The 18,856-nt window shown below is 40.5% G+C and carries 14 protein-coding genes and 1 CRISPR repeat array (1 of these 15 running past the window's edge); of the genes, 7 read left to right on the forward strand and 7 right to left on the reverse strand.

The features are described 5' to 3' along the window. Positions 1-38: 38 nt before the first annotated feature. From FD724_RS30715 to FD724_RS30740, 6 genes are all read right to left on the reverse strand, one after another. A complete protein-coding gene (locus FD724_RS30715; RefSeq protein ID WP_179075228.1) occupies positions 39-284 on the reverse strand; it encodes a hypothetical protein in 246 nt (81 codons plus the stop codon). A 37-nt stretch (positions 285-321) separates the two neighbouring features. Beyond that, entirely contained in the window at positions 322-987 is a 666-nt protein-coding gene (locus FD724_RS30720; protein ID WP_179075229.1) for a heme-copper oxidase subunit III, read from the reverse strand. Positions 988-1,079: 92 nt separating this feature from the next. Next, positions 1,080-2,762 carry a cbb3-type cytochrome c oxidase subunit I gene (locus FD724_RS30725; protein ID WP_179075230.1) on the reverse strand — a complete coding sequence of 561 codons (1,683 nt, stop codon included), beginning with the start codon at positions 2,760-2,762 and terminating at the stop codon, positions 1,080-1,082. After that, positions 2,752-3,666: a cytochrome c oxidase subunit II gene (locus FD724_RS30730; protein ID WP_179075231.1), complete on the reverse strand. Its 915-nt coding sequence runs from the start codon at positions 3,664-3,666 to the stop codon at positions 2,752-2,754. Before FD724_RS30730 ends, FD724_RS30725 begins: the two co-directional genes overlap by 11 nt. A gap of 168 nt (positions 3,667-3,834) precedes the next feature. Next, a complete protein-coding gene (locus FD724_RS30735) occupies positions 3,835-4,416 on the reverse strand; it encodes a DUF2231 domain-containing protein (RefSeq protein WP_179075232.1) in 582 nt (193 codons plus the stop codon). After that, positions 4,413-4,907, reverse strand: coding sequence for a DUF2231 domain-containing protein (locus FD724_RS30740; protein WP_179075233.1), 495 nt, complete (start codon positions 4,905-4,907; stop codon positions 4,413-4,415). Before FD724_RS30740 ends, FD724_RS30735 begins: the two co-directional genes overlap by 4 nt. A gap of 624 nt (positions 4,908-5,531) precedes the next feature. On the opposite strand from FD724_RS30740, the gene FD724_RS30745 reads away from it, so the two are divergent. The 4 genes from FD724_RS30745 to FD724_RS30760 all read left to right on the forward strand — a co-directional run bounded on the left by FD724_RS30745 (position 5,532) and on the right by FD724_RS30760 (position 11,994). Then, positions 5,532-6,344: an SDR family oxidoreductase gene (locus FD724_RS30745; RefSeq protein ID WP_179075234.1), complete on the forward strand. Its 813-nt coding sequence runs from the start codon at positions 5,532-5,534 to the stop codon at positions 6,342-6,344. A gap of 258 nt (positions 6,345-6,602) precedes the next feature. Next, the gene (locus tag FD724_RS30750) at positions 6,603-7,541 is read left to right on the forward strand and encodes a cation diffusion facilitator family transporter (RefSeq protein ID WP_179075235.1); all 939 of its coding nucleotides are present in this window, start codon (positions 6,603-6,605) and stop codon (positions 7,539-7,541) included. 75 nt (positions 7,542-7,616) lie between these two features. Next, positions 7,617-10,013 (forward strand): glycoside hydrolase family 15 protein, encoded by a 2,397-nt coding sequence (locus FD724_RS30755; RefSeq protein WP_179075236.1) that lies wholly within the window; start codon positions 7,617-7,619, stop codon positions 10,011-10,013. A gap of 355 nt (positions 10,014-10,368) precedes the next feature. Beyond that, on the forward strand, positions 10,369-11,994 hold the full coding sequence (locus tag FD724_RS30760; RefSeq protein WP_372726535.1) for an alpha/beta hydrolase: 1,626 nt from the start codon (positions 10,369-10,371) through the stop codon (positions 11,992-11,994). Positions 11,995-12,030: 36 nt separating this feature from the next. On the opposite strand, the gene FD724_RS30765 is transcribed toward FD724_RS30760, so the two are convergent. Continuing rightward, positions 12,031-15,330, reverse strand: coding sequence for an ATP-binding protein (locus tag FD724_RS30765; protein ID WP_179075238.1), 3,300 nt, complete (start codon positions 15,328-15,330; stop codon positions 12,031-12,033). 614 nt (positions 15,331-15,944) lie between these two features. Between FD724_RS30765 and FD724_RS30770 the strand changes: the two genes are divergently transcribed. The 3 genes from FD724_RS30770 (at position 15,945) to FD724_RS30780 (ending at position 18,188) form a co-directional block, all read left to right on the forward strand. Further along, a complete protein-coding gene (locus tag FD724_RS30770) occupies positions 15,945-17,060 on the forward strand; it encodes a response regulator (protein WP_179075239.1) in 1,116 nt (371 codons plus the stop codon). Positions 17,061-17,393: 333 nt separating this feature from the next. Continuing rightward, complete coding sequence (locus FD724_RS30775) at positions 17,394-17,573, forward strand: chlorophyll a/b-binding protein (RefSeq protein WP_012407782.1); 180 nt, start codon at positions 17,394-17,396, stop codon at positions 17,571-17,573. Between the two features lie 291 nt (positions 17,574-17,864). After that, complete coding sequence (locus FD724_RS30780) at positions 17,865-18,188, forward strand: hypothetical protein (RefSeq protein WP_114080697.1); 324 nt, start codon at positions 17,865-17,867, stop codon at positions 18,186-18,188. Positions 18,189-18,554: 366 nt separating this feature from the next. Next, positions 18,555-18,856: direct repeats of the CRISPR family, unit length 37 nt; unit sequence ATTGCAATTATCTTAAATCCCTATTAGGGATTGAAAC; it runs 523 nt beyond the window's last position.

Genomic DNA, 18,856 nt, shown 5'->3' on the forward strand with positions numbered 1-18,856 from the left:
CCTCGCAAATCTTGTTAAATCAGATAATAAAAGCTTTACTAGATGAATAAAAACAAAGCTATCAAAATAGCACTGAGGAACACAGCAAATGCAATAGCATATTCAACTCTTTGACTAAAAAATCCGACAGCAGCAATCAGAGCGATCGCTAGCCCAATAATGCCAGCATATTGCTCTTTTTGTAATCCGCGTGCAATTAATGGATCTTGGACTGGTGCTGGAGTTTCTTGATTTGTTTTTATGGTACGTTCTGAGGCTGGTATTTCTTGCAAGAATAGATTCATCACATTACTCCTTAAAATACTGGAATTTCTGAATTTTTTATGCCCGCCAAAGGTAGAGAAGCGAGAAAAGAAAGACCCAAACTACATCAACAAAGTGCCAAAAAAGAGTAGTCGCACTTGTCCCGAAGTGAGTTTTATTATAGTTGCCTGGGATGAATGAACGAATCAGCATAATTATCTGAAGCACAACACCAGCCAGGACGTGTAGACCGTGGAAGCCTGTTAGTAAGTAAAATGTCGAACCAACTAACCCTGTAGTAATCTTGAAATCGAGACTTTTCCACTCAATTAACAGACCAACTAAGAAGTAACTTCCCATTGCGATCGTTATTAACCATAGCCAACGAAATTTCGTGAGTTGATTACGCTTGAGGGCATTTTCTGCTGGTTGAATGACAAAGCTACTAGAAAGTAATACTACCGTATTAATAACCACAATTGTAGACAATTCTGGACCCGAAATACCGGGTGGCAGCCAATTTTTATTAGTCAGTCGTAGAGCAACATAAGTAAAGATAAAACTCAAAAAGATGATGCTTTCTGATAGCAGGAACACGGTAAATCCGAACATTCCTTTTCCATGATGATCTTCATGGCTACCGCCACCACTTGGTAAGAAGCGCTGTAACCAATTTGGTAAGCGTCGCCGCCATAAATCAAAACGGATTGGACTTTCATCTATATGAATAGTGCGACGTTGCATAATTCAATTGGGGAATTGGGCATTGGGCATTGGGCATTGGGATTAGAGATTGAAGAATTGATAACTATTTCTCAGTCTCCAGTCTCTAGTCCCTAGAGAGACTCACCATTATTAGAATTTTCTATTACTGAGTATTTTGGATTGCCGTAGTCATAAGGAGGTCTTGTGACAATTGGAATCTCTTCAAAGTTATCTCGCGGAGGTGGTGAAGAGGTTGTCCATTCCAATCCACTAGCGTGCCAAGGATTATCAACTGCCCTCGGCCCGTAAAGCCAAGAGCCTACTATGTTAGCAATAAAAGGTAGGGTGGATGCTCCTAGTAAAAATGAAGCCAAGCTAGCGATGACGTTCCATCCTTGATACTGTGGGTCGTAGGAAGAAACTCGGCGTAGCATCCCTTGTAAACCTAATGGGTGCATGGAGAAGAAGGTAATATTGGCAGGAATAAAGGTTAGCCAAAAATGTAACTTGCCCCAACCCTCAGCATACATTCTTCCAGTTATTTTGGGAAACCAGTAGTAAATTGCCGCGAAGATTGCCATTGTGATCGTGTTAAAAACGATGTAGTGGAAGTGTCCCACAACAAAGTAGGTGTTATTAACGTGGATATCAAATGGCGTGGCAGCAAGCATTACACCAGTAACACCACCAAAAATAAACATGGCTGCACCTCCCATCGCAAACAGCATTGGTGTCTCTAGATGTAGCTTGCTTCTCCAGATGGTGGCAGTCCAAGCGAAGGCTTTAATACCAGTGGGTATGGCAACTAACATTGAGGTAGCCATGAAAGTCATCCGCATCCAACCGGGGGTAGCACTGGTGAACATGTGATGTGCCCAAACGAAAATGCTGATCGCAGCAATACCCAAGGTGGCGATCGCAACTGACCGATAACCAAATAGGGGATTGCGAGAAAATGCAGGCAGAACCTCAGCAAAAATACCGAAGGCTGGTAGTGCCATGATATAAACTGCTGGGTGAGAGTAAAACCAAAATAGATGCTGGTAAATGATCGGATCGCCATTCCCATCCGGTTTAAAAAACTGTGTACCAACGGATAGGTCAAGCAACAGCAGGATCAATGCACCCGTCAAGGCAGGTAAATTAATCAGTTGCAATAACTGGGCACTGAGAACCGACCAAACAAACACAGGCATCCGAAAAAATGTCATCCCTGGGGCCCGCATCCAAAAGATGGTTGTCATGAAGTTGACAGCGCCCATGATGGAAGAAATGCCGATTAAAACTAGGCTGACTATCCAAATAAATTCACCGTTAATCAGTTCACCACCTGGAATTTGCAGACTAATTGGCGGATAAGACCACCAGCCAGATTGTGCAGTGCCGTTTGGGAGGAAGAAACTAGATAGTAGTAAAAGACCTGCGGGTGGCAAAATCCAAAAAGAGATGGCGTTGAGCAAGGGAAAAGCCATATCCCGCGCTCCAATCATTAGCGGCACTAAGTAGTTAGAAAGCCCTGCATTAAAGGGAATAATCCACAGGAAAATCATGATTGTCCCGTGCATGGTGAACAAACCGTTATAAAGCGGGCGATCGACCAGATTTGATTCTGGGGTGAGCAATTCAGCCCGAATGAGCATCGCCAACAGCCCGCCAATCAGGAAGAAAATGAAGGTCATCACCATGTACTGAATTCCAATCACCTTATGATCGGTGTTGAAGCTGAAATATTGCCGCCAAGTATTACCCTGCTGGTTCTGGTAATTTTTCGATTCTCGATCCCCGGTAATCTCTTCACTAAAATCATGTGTCATTATTTTGCTTCCTTTTATTGGCAATGCCAGGTTGAGCAGGTGTGACGGTATACCAGCCGCTATTAAACAATGTTTTTGGTGGTTGGATATTTTCGGCAACTGCCTGATTTACAGGAGTTTGTTCGCTACTAGCAGTTTGCGTGAGCCACTGATTATATTGATTGAGGGATTCAACGTATACATCCGTTTCCATTAAGGCAAAGTAAGTACCGCTAAATTGAGAATCTTTCAACCGATATTTGCCTGCACGAATGGGTGTTAGCACAAGATCAATGTCGCGTCCTGGAATAATATCCTGCTTTAAGCGAAACTCAGGGACATAGAAACCGTGAATTACATCCTGCGCTTGCAGATTTAAGCGAGTGCTGCGATTGATCGGTAGATGCAGTTGATTGCTAGTAACATTATTTGGATAACGAAAAGACCAATCCCACTGCTTAACGAAAACATCAATAGTTTCAGATGCAGGTTTGGGGCGATCGCTAATGGTTGCGGCGGAGGCAGATTCTAGGGGTGTGTGCAAATGAACGATTTGCTTTAGACCCAAAATATTTAACTGCTGATAAATATTGAAACTTTGGAAAGCAATCCACACTACTAACAAAGTTGGGGTTGCTGTCCATAATATTTCTAGCCTCGTATCACCTCTAGAGGGGTGTCCCTCGGTGTAGTCTTCTGGAGGAGCGCGATGGAATGCGATCGCATAAACCATAACGCCAATTAGCCCAAGTAAGATAAATGCTCCAATTGAGACTAAGAAGCTAAATAAATCATCTACCCGTTGTGCTTCTGCTGTAGCTTGGGGAGGCATCCAAGAAAACGCCTGTTGGCCAATCCACCGACTGACGACGAGTAGAACTGCTACATAAACCGCTATCAATATATATTCAAAAACACTAAACATAAAATTCAATAAATTCTCGTTTAATTATTTGTTGTAAACATTTTTGGCAATGGTATTAAGTAACTAGGCGCAAATAAATTAAAGTTTGTAGTCGGGGCTTTAGTCCTGATGATAATCCTTGTTTTGAGCGATGAATCGCTCACTACGAACTAGGATTTTATTTGATGTTTAATTATGCCTACCTAACTTAGCAGCAGTAACATGAATCCCAAATTCTTCTCCCAATTGCGCCCCCAATGTTCCGTGAACGAATAATATGCCTAATATTGCAATCCCTGCTAACAAGTAACTCCACTGCACTTGTCTGGAAGCATCCTTCCGCCAGCGATAGCGTTGTAAACCTCTCCATACAGTCATGGCGACAATAATCCCCAACAGCAAAACGCCACCCAAGCCATGTAAAAGCATTGTCCAACCAGCATTTAGCCCCCAAGCACTCTTTTGATCGACTGGTGGATTTGCCAAAAGTAGCTCAAAAAAACCAGTCGCAACCGTGAAAAATGTGATACCTGCTGCTGCTATCAGGTTGTACCAGCCGACATCAAAAAAGCTAGAACGGATGGCGGCCAATCCCAAAAATTTGAAAATAGGTTTTTCTAAAGAAAACAGCACTCCAGCTATGTCAAAAATGATGGCAATGATAAATAAACCGAGGGTTAGATGCACCAACTGCGGATGTATAGGAATCTCATAAGGTAATCCGTTAGCGCCCAACCGCAATCTCAACTGCTCAATCAGTTGCGGGTTCATTGTGAAACTCCCTGTTTCATAGCTTGAACTACAGGTTCGACGTGCAACCCATACACCCAAAACAGTTTACTCCCCAAATACACTTGCAAAAATACTAGGCACACTAAAAATGTTGCAGCCCCAAGGTAAGCTGGTGGTACTTTTCGGGGGCTGCGGTTGCGAATCACAAAACGCCAAGCTGCGATCGCCGCAACAATCGCTCCCAGTGACCAACCCAAGACGGTATGATAATTCAGCGTTGACTGGGCTGCTTTTTCAGCTTGTGCTAGTCCTGCTTCAAACTGGCCAAAGATAATCGCGATGAAAATTGCGATCGCAGCAACAAACATATTCCAAAAACTCACCTCAAATAAACGCACGTTACGGGTGAAATAGCCTAGAACATCGCACACGAAAGAAAAAAGCACCATTGCGATTACAAAGTGGACAATGATGGGGTGCAAAGGGTCAGGGTATGGTAGATTTTGGCTATTCAGAGACAGAGCAGGCATCGCTTTTTACCTTATAAGTCTAAACATGTAGATAGATGCTATCCACCTAACGCATCATTCATATTGTCAAGAATGCTAGTGCTAAAGCCGCAGATCAAGTAATTAAAAAAGATTTAAAAATTGTGATGCACTTAAAATTTTAAAGTAAATTCCAAAATCAGATTTCTTTCGTATCTACTATTTTTTAGTAATTATTATTTAAGCATAAAAACTAATCAAAATAGCTAGAATTTTCGTTTGTTTAATATACCAATCGATATCAACTAAAACTGATAAGCCAGGTTTCTCTGAATATACCATAAATTATGGTTCAGATTGAAATAGCCTTGAAATCTATAACTTAACAAATCTTACAAATAAAGACATACTATTGTCACAGGAATGACAACTAATTAAAATATTGGCCAGTAAAACAATATACCTTTTATCTTTCTCTGGATAGATTAGGAAAATACTAGGTTCACTTAAGATACTAAAAGATTTTGTTTGTTTAATCGATAATTTAAAGATTTTGATAATGTAAATTTGCTCAGTTAATACTACACGAAGCAAGCAAAATTCTCATATCATGCAAGTCTTCAGTCACTTACAAAGAATACACTTTTTAAAAGTATTGAAAGCATTATGAGCTATTTCCCTTACCTGCTTAAAGGTCAAAAAGCGCTGGTGACAGGTGCTAGTTCTGGGATTGGTGAAGCCATTGCTCGCAATTTGGCTACATCAGGTGCAGCAGTAGCCATCAACTACCATTCTGAAGCTGAATCAGCCCACAAAATTGTTGATGATATCAAAGCTAATAATGGAGAAGCGTTCGCTATTCAAGCCGATGTCAGCAAAGAAGACCAAGTAAAGGCGATGTTTAGCAAAACGCTTCAAGAATTTGGCACTATTGATATTTTAGTAAGTAATGCTGGCATTCAAAAAGATTCAGCATTTATTGATATGACCATTGAGCAATGGAATGCAGTTATTGGGATAAATCTGACGGGACAATTCTTGTGTGCTAGGGAAGCTGCAAAGGAATTCTTACGTCGAGGTGTGAAGCCTAATATTTCTTGTGCAGCAGGTAAAATTATTTGTATGAGTTCCGTGCATGAAGTAATACCTTGGGCAGGTCATGTTAATTATGCTACTAGCAAAGGTGGTATTAATATGATGATGAAAAGTATTGCTCAAGAACTAGCTCCCCACAAAATTCGCGTTAATAGTATTGCTCCTGGTGCTATCAAAACCCCAATTAACGAATCAGCTTGGGATACTCCCGAAGCAGAAGCAAAGTTACTAAAACTGATTCCGGCGAAACGTGTAGGAAATGTTGAAGATATTGCTAAAGCAGCAGTTTGGTTGGCTTCTGATAACTCCGATTATGTTAACGGTACAACACTATTTGTAGATGGTGGCATGACCTTGTATCCAGGATTTACGGAAAATGGTTAAAGGTAATACCAATTTAATGTGAAGCTGCACTAAATGAGTAACTCTCTATTCTTGGCGCTCTTCTCTTCGAGACGCTTCGCGTTCACGTAGTGTCTCGTAGAGAAGGCGTACTTGGCAGTTCGTTTAATATTCTGTGCAATGAGTCTCATAGTAAAGCTATCTTATACCTTCTGATAGTTTACTTTTAACTGTCAGACACGAGATTGTATGTGGGATGCACGATGCACCTAAGTTTCTGGATAGCTCTTATTTACGCTCATGGCAACTGATTCATCTAAAAAAACAATCTTTGCAGCGATAGGGTCTAATTTAGCGATCGCAATTACTAAATTTATTGCCGCCTCCATTACTGGCAGTTCCGCCATGATCTCTGAGGGGATTCATTCAGTTGTAGATACAGGCGACCAACTTGTACTTTTGCTAGGACTGCACAGAAGTCAAAAACCAGCAGATGATAGCCATCCCTTTGGATATGGTCAAGAACTTTATTTCTGGACTTTTATCGTTGCTATCCTGATCTTTGCAATTGGTGGCGGGATGTCAATTTATGAAGGAATTACTCATTTAATTAACCCCAGCCCTTTAGAAGATCCAATATGGAATTATATTGTATTGAGTATGGCAATAATATTGGAAGGCTTTTCTTGGACTGTAGCTTTAAAAGAATTTTTGCCGACTAAGGGTAAGCAAAATTTTTGGCAAGCAATCAAAAATAGTAAAGACCCAACAGTATTTACAATATTATTTGAGGATACTGCCGCAATTTTAGGCTTAATTGTGGCCTTGATCGGAATTTTTTTAGGGCATTTATTTAATAATGTTTATTTTGATGGCATTGCCTCTATTATTATTGGTATTATCTTGTCTATAGTAGCAGTCTTACTAGCTAGAGAAAGTAAAGGATTATTAGTTGGTGAAAGTGCTAATCCTCAAACTATAGCCAATATCCGTTCTTTATCAAAAACAGAACCAGGGGTACAAGAAGTTATTCGGGTACTAACAATGCAACTTGCTCCACAAGAAGTATTACTCAACTTGGAAATCCAGTTTTCTAAAAATCTCACAGGCGAAGAAATAGCATTAACTGTAGAACGTTTAGAAATAAAAATTCGCCGAAAACATCCTGAAATAAAACAAATTTTTATTGAAGCAAAGTCTTTAGCTGCTACTCGCAAATATTCTCAACCTTTCAATTGAAGGACAATTTTGTTTCGATAAATATCAACTACAGCGTTTCCAAATAGCACTCAAAGCTTATCGGTACAATAAATTATGGTAAAGATTATTGGTCAAGAACAGGCTTTTGGTTCACCAGGTATCGAGCCTCGATGGACTCATGCCAATAAAGAAGCAGTCGGAACAGCTTATTCTACCTCTAGTCGCGTTTGGTTTACTGTTTGCAACGGTGTTGTGACAGAAGTCTACCACCCCACAGTAGACAGACCCCAAATTCGAGATTTGCAATATCTAATTTCTGATGGCAAAAGCTTTTTCCATGACGAGAAACGCCATCTCGAATCAAAAGTTGAACAGATGTGGACTCATGGTTTAGGATACCGCGTCACTAATTCCGATCCACAAGGGCGTTATGCTGCGATCAAAGAAGTGATTGCTGACCCCCATTTATCCTGTATTTTACAACATACAAAGTTAACAGGAGAGCGCGAGTTTATCTCGCAACTCCAGCTATACGCATTGTGTGCGCCACATTTGGAAGTTGGCGGCAGAGGTAACAATGGTTACGTCATAGAAGTTGCTGGACATCGAATTCTAACGGCCGAGAAAGCAGGAAGATGGATGGTGCTAGGTGCAACGGTTCCCTTTACCCGTCTTTCATGTGGTTACGTTGGTCAAAGTGATGGGTGGACAGATTTAGCTGATAATTTTCAGATGGATTGGGAGTTTGACAGTGCTTTGGATGGCAACATTGCTTTGACTGGACAACTAAATCTAGATGAGAGTCACGAGTTCACTTTGGGAATGGCATTTGGTACAACTCTGCACAATGCAATTTCCACACTGTTTCAGTCGCTAAATATTCCTTTTCAACAGCAGAAGCAACATTATATCGAACAGTGGAAGCGATCGCGCCAAGGCATCAAACCATTAGAAAATATTTCATTCGATGATGGCAACTTGTATCACCACAGCATTAGTCTGCTTTTGGCCCATGAAGACAAAACTTATCCAGGTGCTTTAATTGCTTCCCTGGCAATTCTTTGGGGTGAAGCCAAAGACGACCAAGACCAAGGGGGATATCACCTTGTCTGGACGCGGGATATGGTTAGCAGTGTATCAGGTTTATTGGCTGCTGGGGAAACTGAAACAGCAGTGCGATCGCTCATTTATCTGGCCACGAGTCAGCAGGAAGACGGCGGTTTTGCCCAAAATTTCTGGGTTAATGGGGAACCTTACTGGAAGGGTATTCAACTAGATGAAGTGGGATTTCCAATTTTACTAGCATGGCTACTGCACCAACATAAAATACCACTGACCTTTGATATTTATCCCATGATTTTACGGGCAGCAGGTTATTTAATTCGTCATGGCCCAGCCACCCAACAAGAACGTTGGGAAGAAAACAGCGGCTATTCACCTTCTACACTGGCATCTAATATTGCCGCTTTAATCTGCGCTGCTCAATTTGTTCGTGAACGTGGGGATAAAGCAACAGCACAATTTATCGAAGAATACGCCGATTTTTTAGAATGTCACGTTGAAACTTGGACAGTTACTACCGAAGGTACTCTTGTTCCTGGCATCAATCGCCATTACATCCGCATTACTCCTACAGATATTAATAATCCTCAACCCAGCGAAAATCCTAATCAGGGAACTCTTTTGATTAGCAGTCGGCCTCCTAGTGAACCAGCAGAATTTCCTGCGAAAGAAATTGTGGATGCAGGCTTTTTGCAACTAGTACGCTATGGAATTCGTAAACCTGACGATCCGATTATTGTTGATTCCGTCAAAGTAATTGATGCAGTCTTGAAAATAGATACACCCGTTGGGCCTTGTTGGCATCGTTACAACCACGATGGCTATGGACAGAAAGAAGATGGCAGTCCTTACACTGGTTGGGGTAAGGGACGCGCTTGGCCTCTCTTGACAGGAGAAAGGGGACATTATGAATTAGCTGTTGGTGGCGATGTCAAAACATATATCAAGGCAATGGAAGGATTTGCTTCAAACACTTGTTTGCTACCAGAACAGGTTTGGGATGAAGCGGATAAACCTGAAAGCCATTTGTATTTAGGAAAACCAACAGGTTCCGCCATGCCTTTAATGTGGGCGCACGCAGAGTATATCAAGCTGCTACGCTCAAATCATGACAATCAGGTGTTTGATTTTATTCCAGAGGTGGCGAATCGCTATTTAGGCGAAAGACAAGAGTGCAAATTATTGGAAATGTGGAAGTTTAACCGTCAAATAGACAAAGTTAAAAAAGGTTATACATTACGAATTCATGCTTTAGCTTCTTTTCGGTTGCATTGGTCGCAGGATAATTGGCAAACCGTAAAAGATACACCTTCGACTGCCACAAAATTAGGAGTAGACTTTGTAGATATTTCTGTTTCAAATAACCAACAACAGCCAATAAACTTTACCTTTTTCTGGATTGAAACTAGTAAATGGGAACAGCGAAATTATACAGTTTTAGTTGAGTAATTAATATTTTCAGAAAACATAATTAAAGCTAACTAGCAAGGGCTGTCATTTGTCCTTTGTCATTGGTCATTAGTAAGGACTTTAGGACTATTTACGTTTCATAGCATAATTTGGTTTGTTTCTACCAACTTACTTATTATATGGCTAATATTTAATTTTTTAAAAAGACCTTCTTCGTACAACTCAAAAAGCCTTCTTTTCTATTGCCTCTTGCCTTTCCACGAAAGTAACTTAAAAAATCAAAGCGGAAATTCTAGAAAATTTTCCTCAACGATATCAAATTTTATTATCAGCTAATTTTCTCGTCGCGTAATCAATGTAGTATCTCAAGTGTTGTGTAATGACTCATCATCTTATGGGTAAACAAACTGTTTGGCAGAAATTGGCTTTAAGAATTTTTAGTATGGTGTTGCTGCCTACACTAACTACTTATCCCGCTTTCGGTGCAGAGCGCCTAAAATTTAATTATGGTGTTTTAGAAAGGTCTATCCCCATTAGTTCGCTGGAAAACTATGCTAAAACAGGCAATGTAGATGATGATTTTGCTGGATATAGTAAGTATGTAGACAAAAAACAACTAACTCAACTGCGGAAAGTTTTACTAACTCGCATTCCCTTAAATGAAGTAGAAATTTCACAGTTTCTTTATACACCAATTGGTGAGCGATTATTACAAAGATTGGGGAAAATTATTCAGACAGAATCTAGATTATCAGGCTTTTATGCAATTCGCTCGGCACTAATTTTATCAGCAGCAGATCAAAAAGATTTTACCCTCTTAAATATATTACAAAAGTTTCCTGCAAGCTCAATTTCAATAAACTTAAACCAGACCTTAGAAATAGCAGAGACATTACAAGATTTAGTAAATCAAACTCAAAATGCAGTAGCACTTATTAATGAAGAATCTCAACAAAATGTAATCACTGTTTCTAAGGTTGAGTCTATTCCCTTGATGGATTTAGGAAAAACCGGAAGTTTTCGTTTCTTAAAGCAAACTATTACCCTCAATGACCTTACACGTAATAGAAGATTCTTAGCTGATATTTACCTCCCAGTTGCTCCAACTCCTCGGAAGATAATTGTTATTTCGCATGGACTTGGTTCTGACAGAACAAGTTTTGCATATCTAGCTGAACATCTCGCTTCTTATGGTTTTGTAGTTGCGGTTCCAGAACATCCAGGTAGTGATTCAAAACAACTACAAGCGTTATTAAAAGGTACAACAAATCAAGTTACTAATCCTAGAGAACTTATTGACAGACCTTTAGATATTAAATATTTACTAGATGAACTCACTAGGTTATCTAAATCTAATCCAACCTTTCAAGGACGTTTAAATTTAGATCAAGTTGGTATCATAGGGCAATCATTTGGTGGATATACAGCGTTAGCATTAGCTGGTGCAAAGATAAATTTTGAGCAATTGAAAACTGATTGTCCAGCTTTGGAAGATACGTTAAATGTTTCGCTATTACTTCAATGTTTGGGTGTTAATTTACCAAATTTTCAATATAATTTATCGGATACAAGAATAAAAGCAGCAATTGTCATTAATCCAGTTGGTAGCAGTATTTTTGGTCAGGCTAGCCTTAGCCAAATCAAAATCCCTGTAATGATTGTATCTGGCAGCTATGATACTGTTGCTCCGGCTTTACTAGAACAAATTCAGCCTTTTACTTGGTTAACAACTTCAAATAAGTATTTAACGCTGATCAATGGCGGAACACATTTTTCTACTATTGCCGAATCACCTAATGCAACTATTCCTATTCCTATACAAGCAGTCGGTTCAAGTCCAGCCTTGGCACGTCGCTATGTTAAAGCTTTAAGTGTTCCTTTCTTTGAAACGTATATTGCTGGACAGCCAAATTACCTTCCATACTTGAGTACAGAATACGTTAATAAAATTAGTCAGCAACCACTACCATTAAGTCTAATTACATCTCTGACATCTGAAGAACTAAAAACATATAAATAACCTCTAATAAAGATGAAGCAAATGTGCTTTGTGCATCTACATTTTTGGATTATTTATTTTTTTGGTAGTCCCTAATGCAATAATTTCTTCAAAGCAGAAGCAGTCTACAAGATTGGTTAGTGCCACGATCAGATGAGCGTGTTGCTCAGGAATTTGCTTAATCAGCATAAGAATTTCTTTAGCATTTATTCGGAGCGCTGCCTGATGCAGTTGCTCAATCCAGTCGCTAGGCATGACGCTTAAATCTGCAACCGTTAATTTAGGTGTGATGAATGAAGCGTTAGAAGGCCAAGATGCTTTTTCCTGATTTTCTAGTTCATCAGCATAAACATAACGAACACCCAAATATTCAGCCATCTTTTCAAAAATTACGGTTGTCCGAAATGGCTTACGCACAAAGTCATCAAAACCTACGGACAGCGCTGTTAAGCGGTCTTCCTCAAATGCGCTTCCGGTCAACGCAATGATAACTGGGGTTTGAGCGCCTGCTGCTTTAATATGTTTGGTTGCCTCAAATCCGTTCATAATTGGCATCCGTAAATCCATCCAAATGAGGTGAGGCGACCAATTTTGCCAAAGTTCGATCGCAGCTTGACCATTTACCGCTTCCCGTACCTCAAAGCCAACGGGCGTTAATAATTCAACTAAAAGCTGCCGATTTTCTAGTTTATCCTCAACAATCAGAATGCGATAGCTGGGTTGTCCCTTTTCTAAACCGATAACTTGCCGACTTGGTGCAGGCGTTGGCAAGGTATCCATAATTACTGCACGAGTTCGGATATCAAAGGTAAAAATTGAGCCTTTTCCGAGCGTGCTATTCACCCTGATATCTCCGCCCATGAGCCGCACAAATCGCTGGCTGATGGGTAATCCAAGTCCAGTACCTTCCTGAGCTTTTTGTCCCGCCTCTGTTTGGACAAATGGCTCAAATAGACGATTAAAGTCAGAATCAGCAATGCCGCAACCCGTATCTTCGACGCTGAAGTTCAGGGTGATGGGTTCATCTGGTGTGATGTTTTGGTTAGGAGTTTTTACCCGCAAGGTTACTTGACCGATGCGCGTAAATTTAATTGCGTTTCCTAATAGATTAACTAGAACTTGGCGTAATTTACTCTCATCGGCACAGATGTATTGGGGAATGGCTGGCGATCGCTCCAAAATGAGTTGTAATCCTCTAGATTGGGCTTTCAATGCAAACATCTGTTGCAGGCGATCCAAAAGCCCGTACAGGTCAAAATTTGTTTCACTGAGGATAACTCGACCTGCTTCAATTTTGGACATTTCCAATACATCATTGATTAAGGTCAGTAAGTCTTCGCCACTGCGGTTGATCGTGTCAAGATATTCCTGTTGCTGTGAGTTGAGCGATCGATTTCGCAGCAGCAGTTGGGTAAAGCCAAGGATGATGTTAAGAGGAGTCCGCAGTTCGTGGCTCATATTAGAGAGAAACTGGCTTTTGGCGAGGTTGGCAGCATCTGCGGTTTCTTTGGCTTGCTTGAGCGCGGCTTCGGTTTTTTTCAGCTTGGTGATATCACGAGCCACCCAAAGTACTGTATTGTCTGACAATGGCGAAACACTAGCTAAAAACCAAGTTTCTCGATTCTTGTTAGCTAAGTGGTATTCAACAAAAACATTCTTGCGACTTCCATCAGGGTTTCTGGGTTCTTCTTTTAGATGCAGAGCTTGCTGAATGGCATCGAGTATTAAATTGGCGATTTCTTTCGGTAAAACTTCATCAACTTTTTTGCCAATGCGATCTATATCAGGCTTATAAGCAAAGGATTGTGTTAGCACATACTTTGTTTGCACATACTTTTGGTAACGTCCCTCTGCATCAAAAACCACTACCATATCAGTCATAGCAGCGAACATTAACCGGAGTTCTGCTTCGGATGTTTTTAGTGCTGCTTCTACTTTTCGGCGATCCCTTTGGGCAGCTTCGCTAACGCGAATTTCCCTTTGAAGTTGGGCATTTTTCTCTCCAAGTTCTCTGGTGCGTTGCGTGACTCGGCTTTCTAATTCTTCGTTGGTTCGTGCTAGGGCTAAAAAGGATTCACGCAACTGATGGGCCATAAGATTAAAAGACTCTGCCAAAGAGTTTAGCTCGGTTGTACTGTTCACAGAAACCTTTTGGTCTAAGTTGCCGGCGGCGATCGCTTTGGCTGTACTTCCCAGTCGGAGAATTGGCTGTGTAATCCAGTGAGCTGTCAGAATGCCCAATCCAGTTGCAAGTGCAAAGGCACATAAACAAAGCACAATTGTGGAACGAGTATTCGCATTAATTTGATCCATGAAATCCCGTTCTGGGACAACCACGACGATTAGCCAGTCCAATCCCTGCTGATTCTGCATTGGTACAATTTGTAAAAATTGCCGTTGACCCTCAATGTCAAAATCTAGTTGTTGTTTTTCGGTAATCTGGGTTAAGTCTACAAAGTGTTGCTGCAAATATTCAGCAGTGCGTCGCGTCAAAATATCATTACTGGCGATCGCCTGAACTCGAACTGGATTCTGATCTGTGAGTGGGGTTTTTGGATTTGTAATTATGTAGGGTTGTTGAGTGGCAGAACTCCCAACCAGTAATCCTGTTTGGCGTTCTAGAATGAAAGTTTCGCCCGTTCGCCCGATTTTGAGAGTCCGCAGATATTGACTAATCCCAGTCAGTGAAAAATCGACAGCAGCAACGCCGAGCAGATTGCCGCCATCATCATAGATTGGCAAGCTGGCATTTAGCACATATTTAGGTGTGGCAAACAGTTTATAAATTCCACCCCAGCTAGCTGTCTTAGACTTAACTGCCGATTGATACCACGGACGAGTCCGAGGATCGTAATTAGGCTTGGATCTTAAAATTTGAGTGTAATGTCCTGGTTGGTCTGCGGCATAAATCCGAATTTCATTCCCAGTAGACTTACCTGAAAGTTTCACCTCAAACTGACCATCATCCGCCCTTTGAACTGCAACGTGTTCACCATATTCTGACCCAACGTAAACTGCTGTCACTGTGTCAAAGGTCTTCAGTTGATACCAAAGGTGTTGTTCTAATGTTAATAATTTTTGGATATTAAGTTCACCCAGTTTAATGGCATTAGCATTTAGTTGATTGATTTTATGAGGCGTTTCAATATATACCTTTAGGTACTGCTGGATTCGAGCCGTGATTTCATTTCGGAGTTGGATTGCAACTTCATTGACTGCTCGTTGCCCATTATGTATTGATAGCCACCCAGTTAGCCCTACGGCTAGAGAAATTTGCAGTACAAACGGCACTACGAGAATGTGGCGCAACTGCACATTTTTAGTCAGCTTTGAAAGTCGAAGGGTGAAAGAAGGCATATCCGAATTCCTGAAATTAAACAGCAATGTTGGGGTAATAATATTTACACAAAAGCCTCTTAATTTTGATGAATTATATTTGGCATAATTATAGAAGATGAACTGTCTCAGATGATATTACCCTCTTGGGTAATATTGAGAATTAATACATTACCTTATTATGTGAGAGTTTGAATTTATCTTTTTCTTAAAAAGTTCAGAATCTCCTAAGTCCTTCTCCTTTAAGAAACGCTACATATAGCTTGCTTGTACCGAGCTAACTCTGGTACATTGCCTAGCTACTCAACCTTGAAAAATCAAGCTAAAAAACGGATAATAATAAGGTTATAACTTGATTTAAAACTGTGAGAAAATTATGTAAAGTAATTAAAATGGAAAATTTTTACGTACTCAATTTATTTTTAATTACTGCCAATAAAAATAACTTAAGTAGGTAGACGGATATAAAACAATAATATAAATAAATGTAAATTTATCAGTGCCTTGGCAATTACCAATATCATCAATAGATTTGTTACATGGATGGAATTTATTATCACTTATAATCCATAATTTATTTACATTACGTTACCACTAGCTTGATAATTAACGACTCTCTTAGCCCTTTGAGAAGTATGGAATTAAGCCAATCATCCAAGGGAGATATTCTCATAGTTGATGACACTCTAGATAATCTTCGCCTTTTATCAGCAATGCTTACCGAGCAAGGATACGAAGTGAGGAGTGTTACCAATGGTTCTATGGCGTTAATTGGCATACAAGCTCAACCTCCAGACTTGATTCTGCTCGATATTACCATGCCCGGAATGAACGGCTATGAAGTATGTCAAAGACTCAAATCTAATCCTCAAACACAAGAGATTCCTGTCATTTTTATTAGTGCGTTGAATGAGGTATTTGATAAAGTGAAAGCCTTTTCGGTTGGAGGCGTTGATTTTATTAACAAACCTTTTCAGATTGAAGAGGTGGTTGCTCGAATGGAGCATCAACTCAACCTTTGCCGCTTACAAATGCAACTCCAGGAGCAAAATCGGCGCTTACAGGAGACAGAAGCAGAACTAAGGCGATCGCTAGAACATCAGAAAGCGCTGAATCAACGCATTGAGGAAATGGTGGCGCTAGAAGAACGCAATCGCATTGCGCGTGACATCCACGACTCTCTAGGACATTCCCTCGTAGCGCTAAATGTGCAAATGGAAACAGCATTAACCCTTTGGGAAACCGATCCTAATCGGGCGCGATCGTTTTTATTAGCAGCGAAAAAATTGGGTTCTGAAGCCTTGCAAGAGGTACGGGAATCAGTTTCGGCAATTCGCTCCGATCCACTCCACGGACAATTGCTCGAAAATGCGATCGCTAACCTTGCAGAGGAATTCTATCACCTCACCGATGTCTTACCATACTGCAAAATTGATTTGTCACAACCGCTTTCCGATTCAGTAAATCATGTTGTGTATCGCATTATCCAGGAAGGGCTAACCAATATTTATAAACACGCCAACGCCACAGCTGTTCAAATTAGAATTCAAACAACGGCGGCGGGGCTATCGTTGATACTCCAAGATAATGGCAAAGGCTTTGAATGCGATCAATCTGTTGCCGGATACGGACTCCAGGGAATGCGAGAACGAATGGCTACAGTAAATGCCCAGCTAGAAATTGTCAGTAAACCGGGTGCTGGTTGTCGAATTGTTGCTAACTTTGCCAGAGATGAGGGAGGAGGAGGCTGACAGGTGTAGGTTTTTTATTTGTGCATGAGTGGGCACTCTTAAACAGAGTTCTAAACGTGGTTCAAATAACGAAATTTCGTTCTTGGGTGGGAAATCAGAAATTAAAATTTGAGTTCTCAACCAACGGAAAAATCCTATTCCAGCCACATTTGTTAAATACCTACACCTGTCAGCCTACCTCTTCTCCCTGCTCCCTTCCCCCTGTCTCTTCATTGAGCAGATTTTTCTTCAGCTTTTCTTTATTTACCCAATGTTGCATTTTTTTAAACATCTGTTACATTACTTTACAGACAGTTACAACTGCTACAACACTTGAACTTTGGAGTTTTACTCATGACAGGTTTTAAGAATCCTGCGCCTATTGTTTCAGAAGATCCTAATGCTGTGCGTTTTGGCTTCACTCCTCAAAGTGAAAATTGGAACGGTCGTCTTGCAATGATTGGTTTTTTATCTGCGATTTTGATTGAAGCTTTTTCTGGTCAAGGGTTACTCCATTTCTGGGGCATCCTCTAAATTGATCGTAGTAGGGGTACACGGCTGTCATTAGTGTTTACTGAGACCAAAACCCTTTTAAAACCTCATTTCCAGGTTAAACCTGGATGGGCTGCAACTGCTTACTGGCTTTGACTTGAAGTTGACATCAATGCACAGTTATGACCCCTGCTAACCGTCTAGATTCCACGCACATCATTCGTTGCTAATGTATTGCGGCTGTTGAGATTGGTGCAAAATACCAGATTTTTCCGGTTAAGCCAAAATATAAGTGAATAACTACTTTACATTGAATATGTATAGCTAAAACTCATGGAAATACCCCAACGCGTATCTGTCCGCTACAAAGACGCGTCCTTCAATAGCAACGAGATCCGCTTAAGAACCTTCCGGCTTGGGTTACAAATATGGGAAGAACAAACCAAACCGAGAAAAACAGAGCTTTATCAGTTTATATCGTCTTGCTTGAAACAAGTTGATCGGCAAGATCGTTTTATGTTTTCTCTACTGTTCATAGAATTAACAGACATGATACGTAATTCTTCGCTGGAAAGGGGAACGAAAGAGGTTTTGATTAAAACAGCTTTTAGAGAGTTTGCTTGTGCGATAACAGACTTTGAAGACGTTGGCAAATAAAGTTAATCATGGGGGTGCTGGTATTCTGTAGATGTAGCCCACCCCGGCATCACTCTAACTAATCGAGTAGGGTATTTATAAGTAAGCAGCTTTCCAATCAGATTAGTTTTTTTGCTAAATGCGCGGATGGGTAGGTGTTGGGGAAGGGGTAACTAGAAAAATGGCTGAACTGTGCTATATGCAAGAACTTGGGAGCGATGCCTGCGGCGGGCTACGCCTACGCATTTCAAACCATCCGCGCACCTTATGGAGACTAGTTTTCAGCCATTTGCCTCTAGCAAAATCACAATTCATCGTGTTATCATTTCAGCATTCGCGCAACCGAACCTTGAAAACTAAATAGGGCAAAGCTTTCAGAAGCCAGCGATTGCAATTATCTTAAATCCCTATTAGGGATTGAAACAAATTAGTGTAGAAGAAGCCATCCGTCGCTACAACATTGCAATTATCTTAAATCCCTATTAGGGATTGAAACTGAGAATTTTGCTCTGCTTAATTTGAGTAAAAATTGCAATTATCTTAAATCCCTATTAGGGATTGAAACGTCGAGGTTGAGTGGGAAAGATTCTGAGAATATCATTGCAATTATCTTAAATCCCTATTAGGGATTGAAACCATGAACACATTGGGATTAAAGTTGTCTAGTACCATTGCAATTATCTTAAATC

The organism is Nostoc sp. C057 (assembly GCF_013393925.1).
GTDB classification, from domain to species: domain Bacteria; phylum Cyanobacteriota; class Cyanobacteriia; order Cyanobacteriales; family Nostocaceae; genus Nostoc; species Nostoc muscorum_A.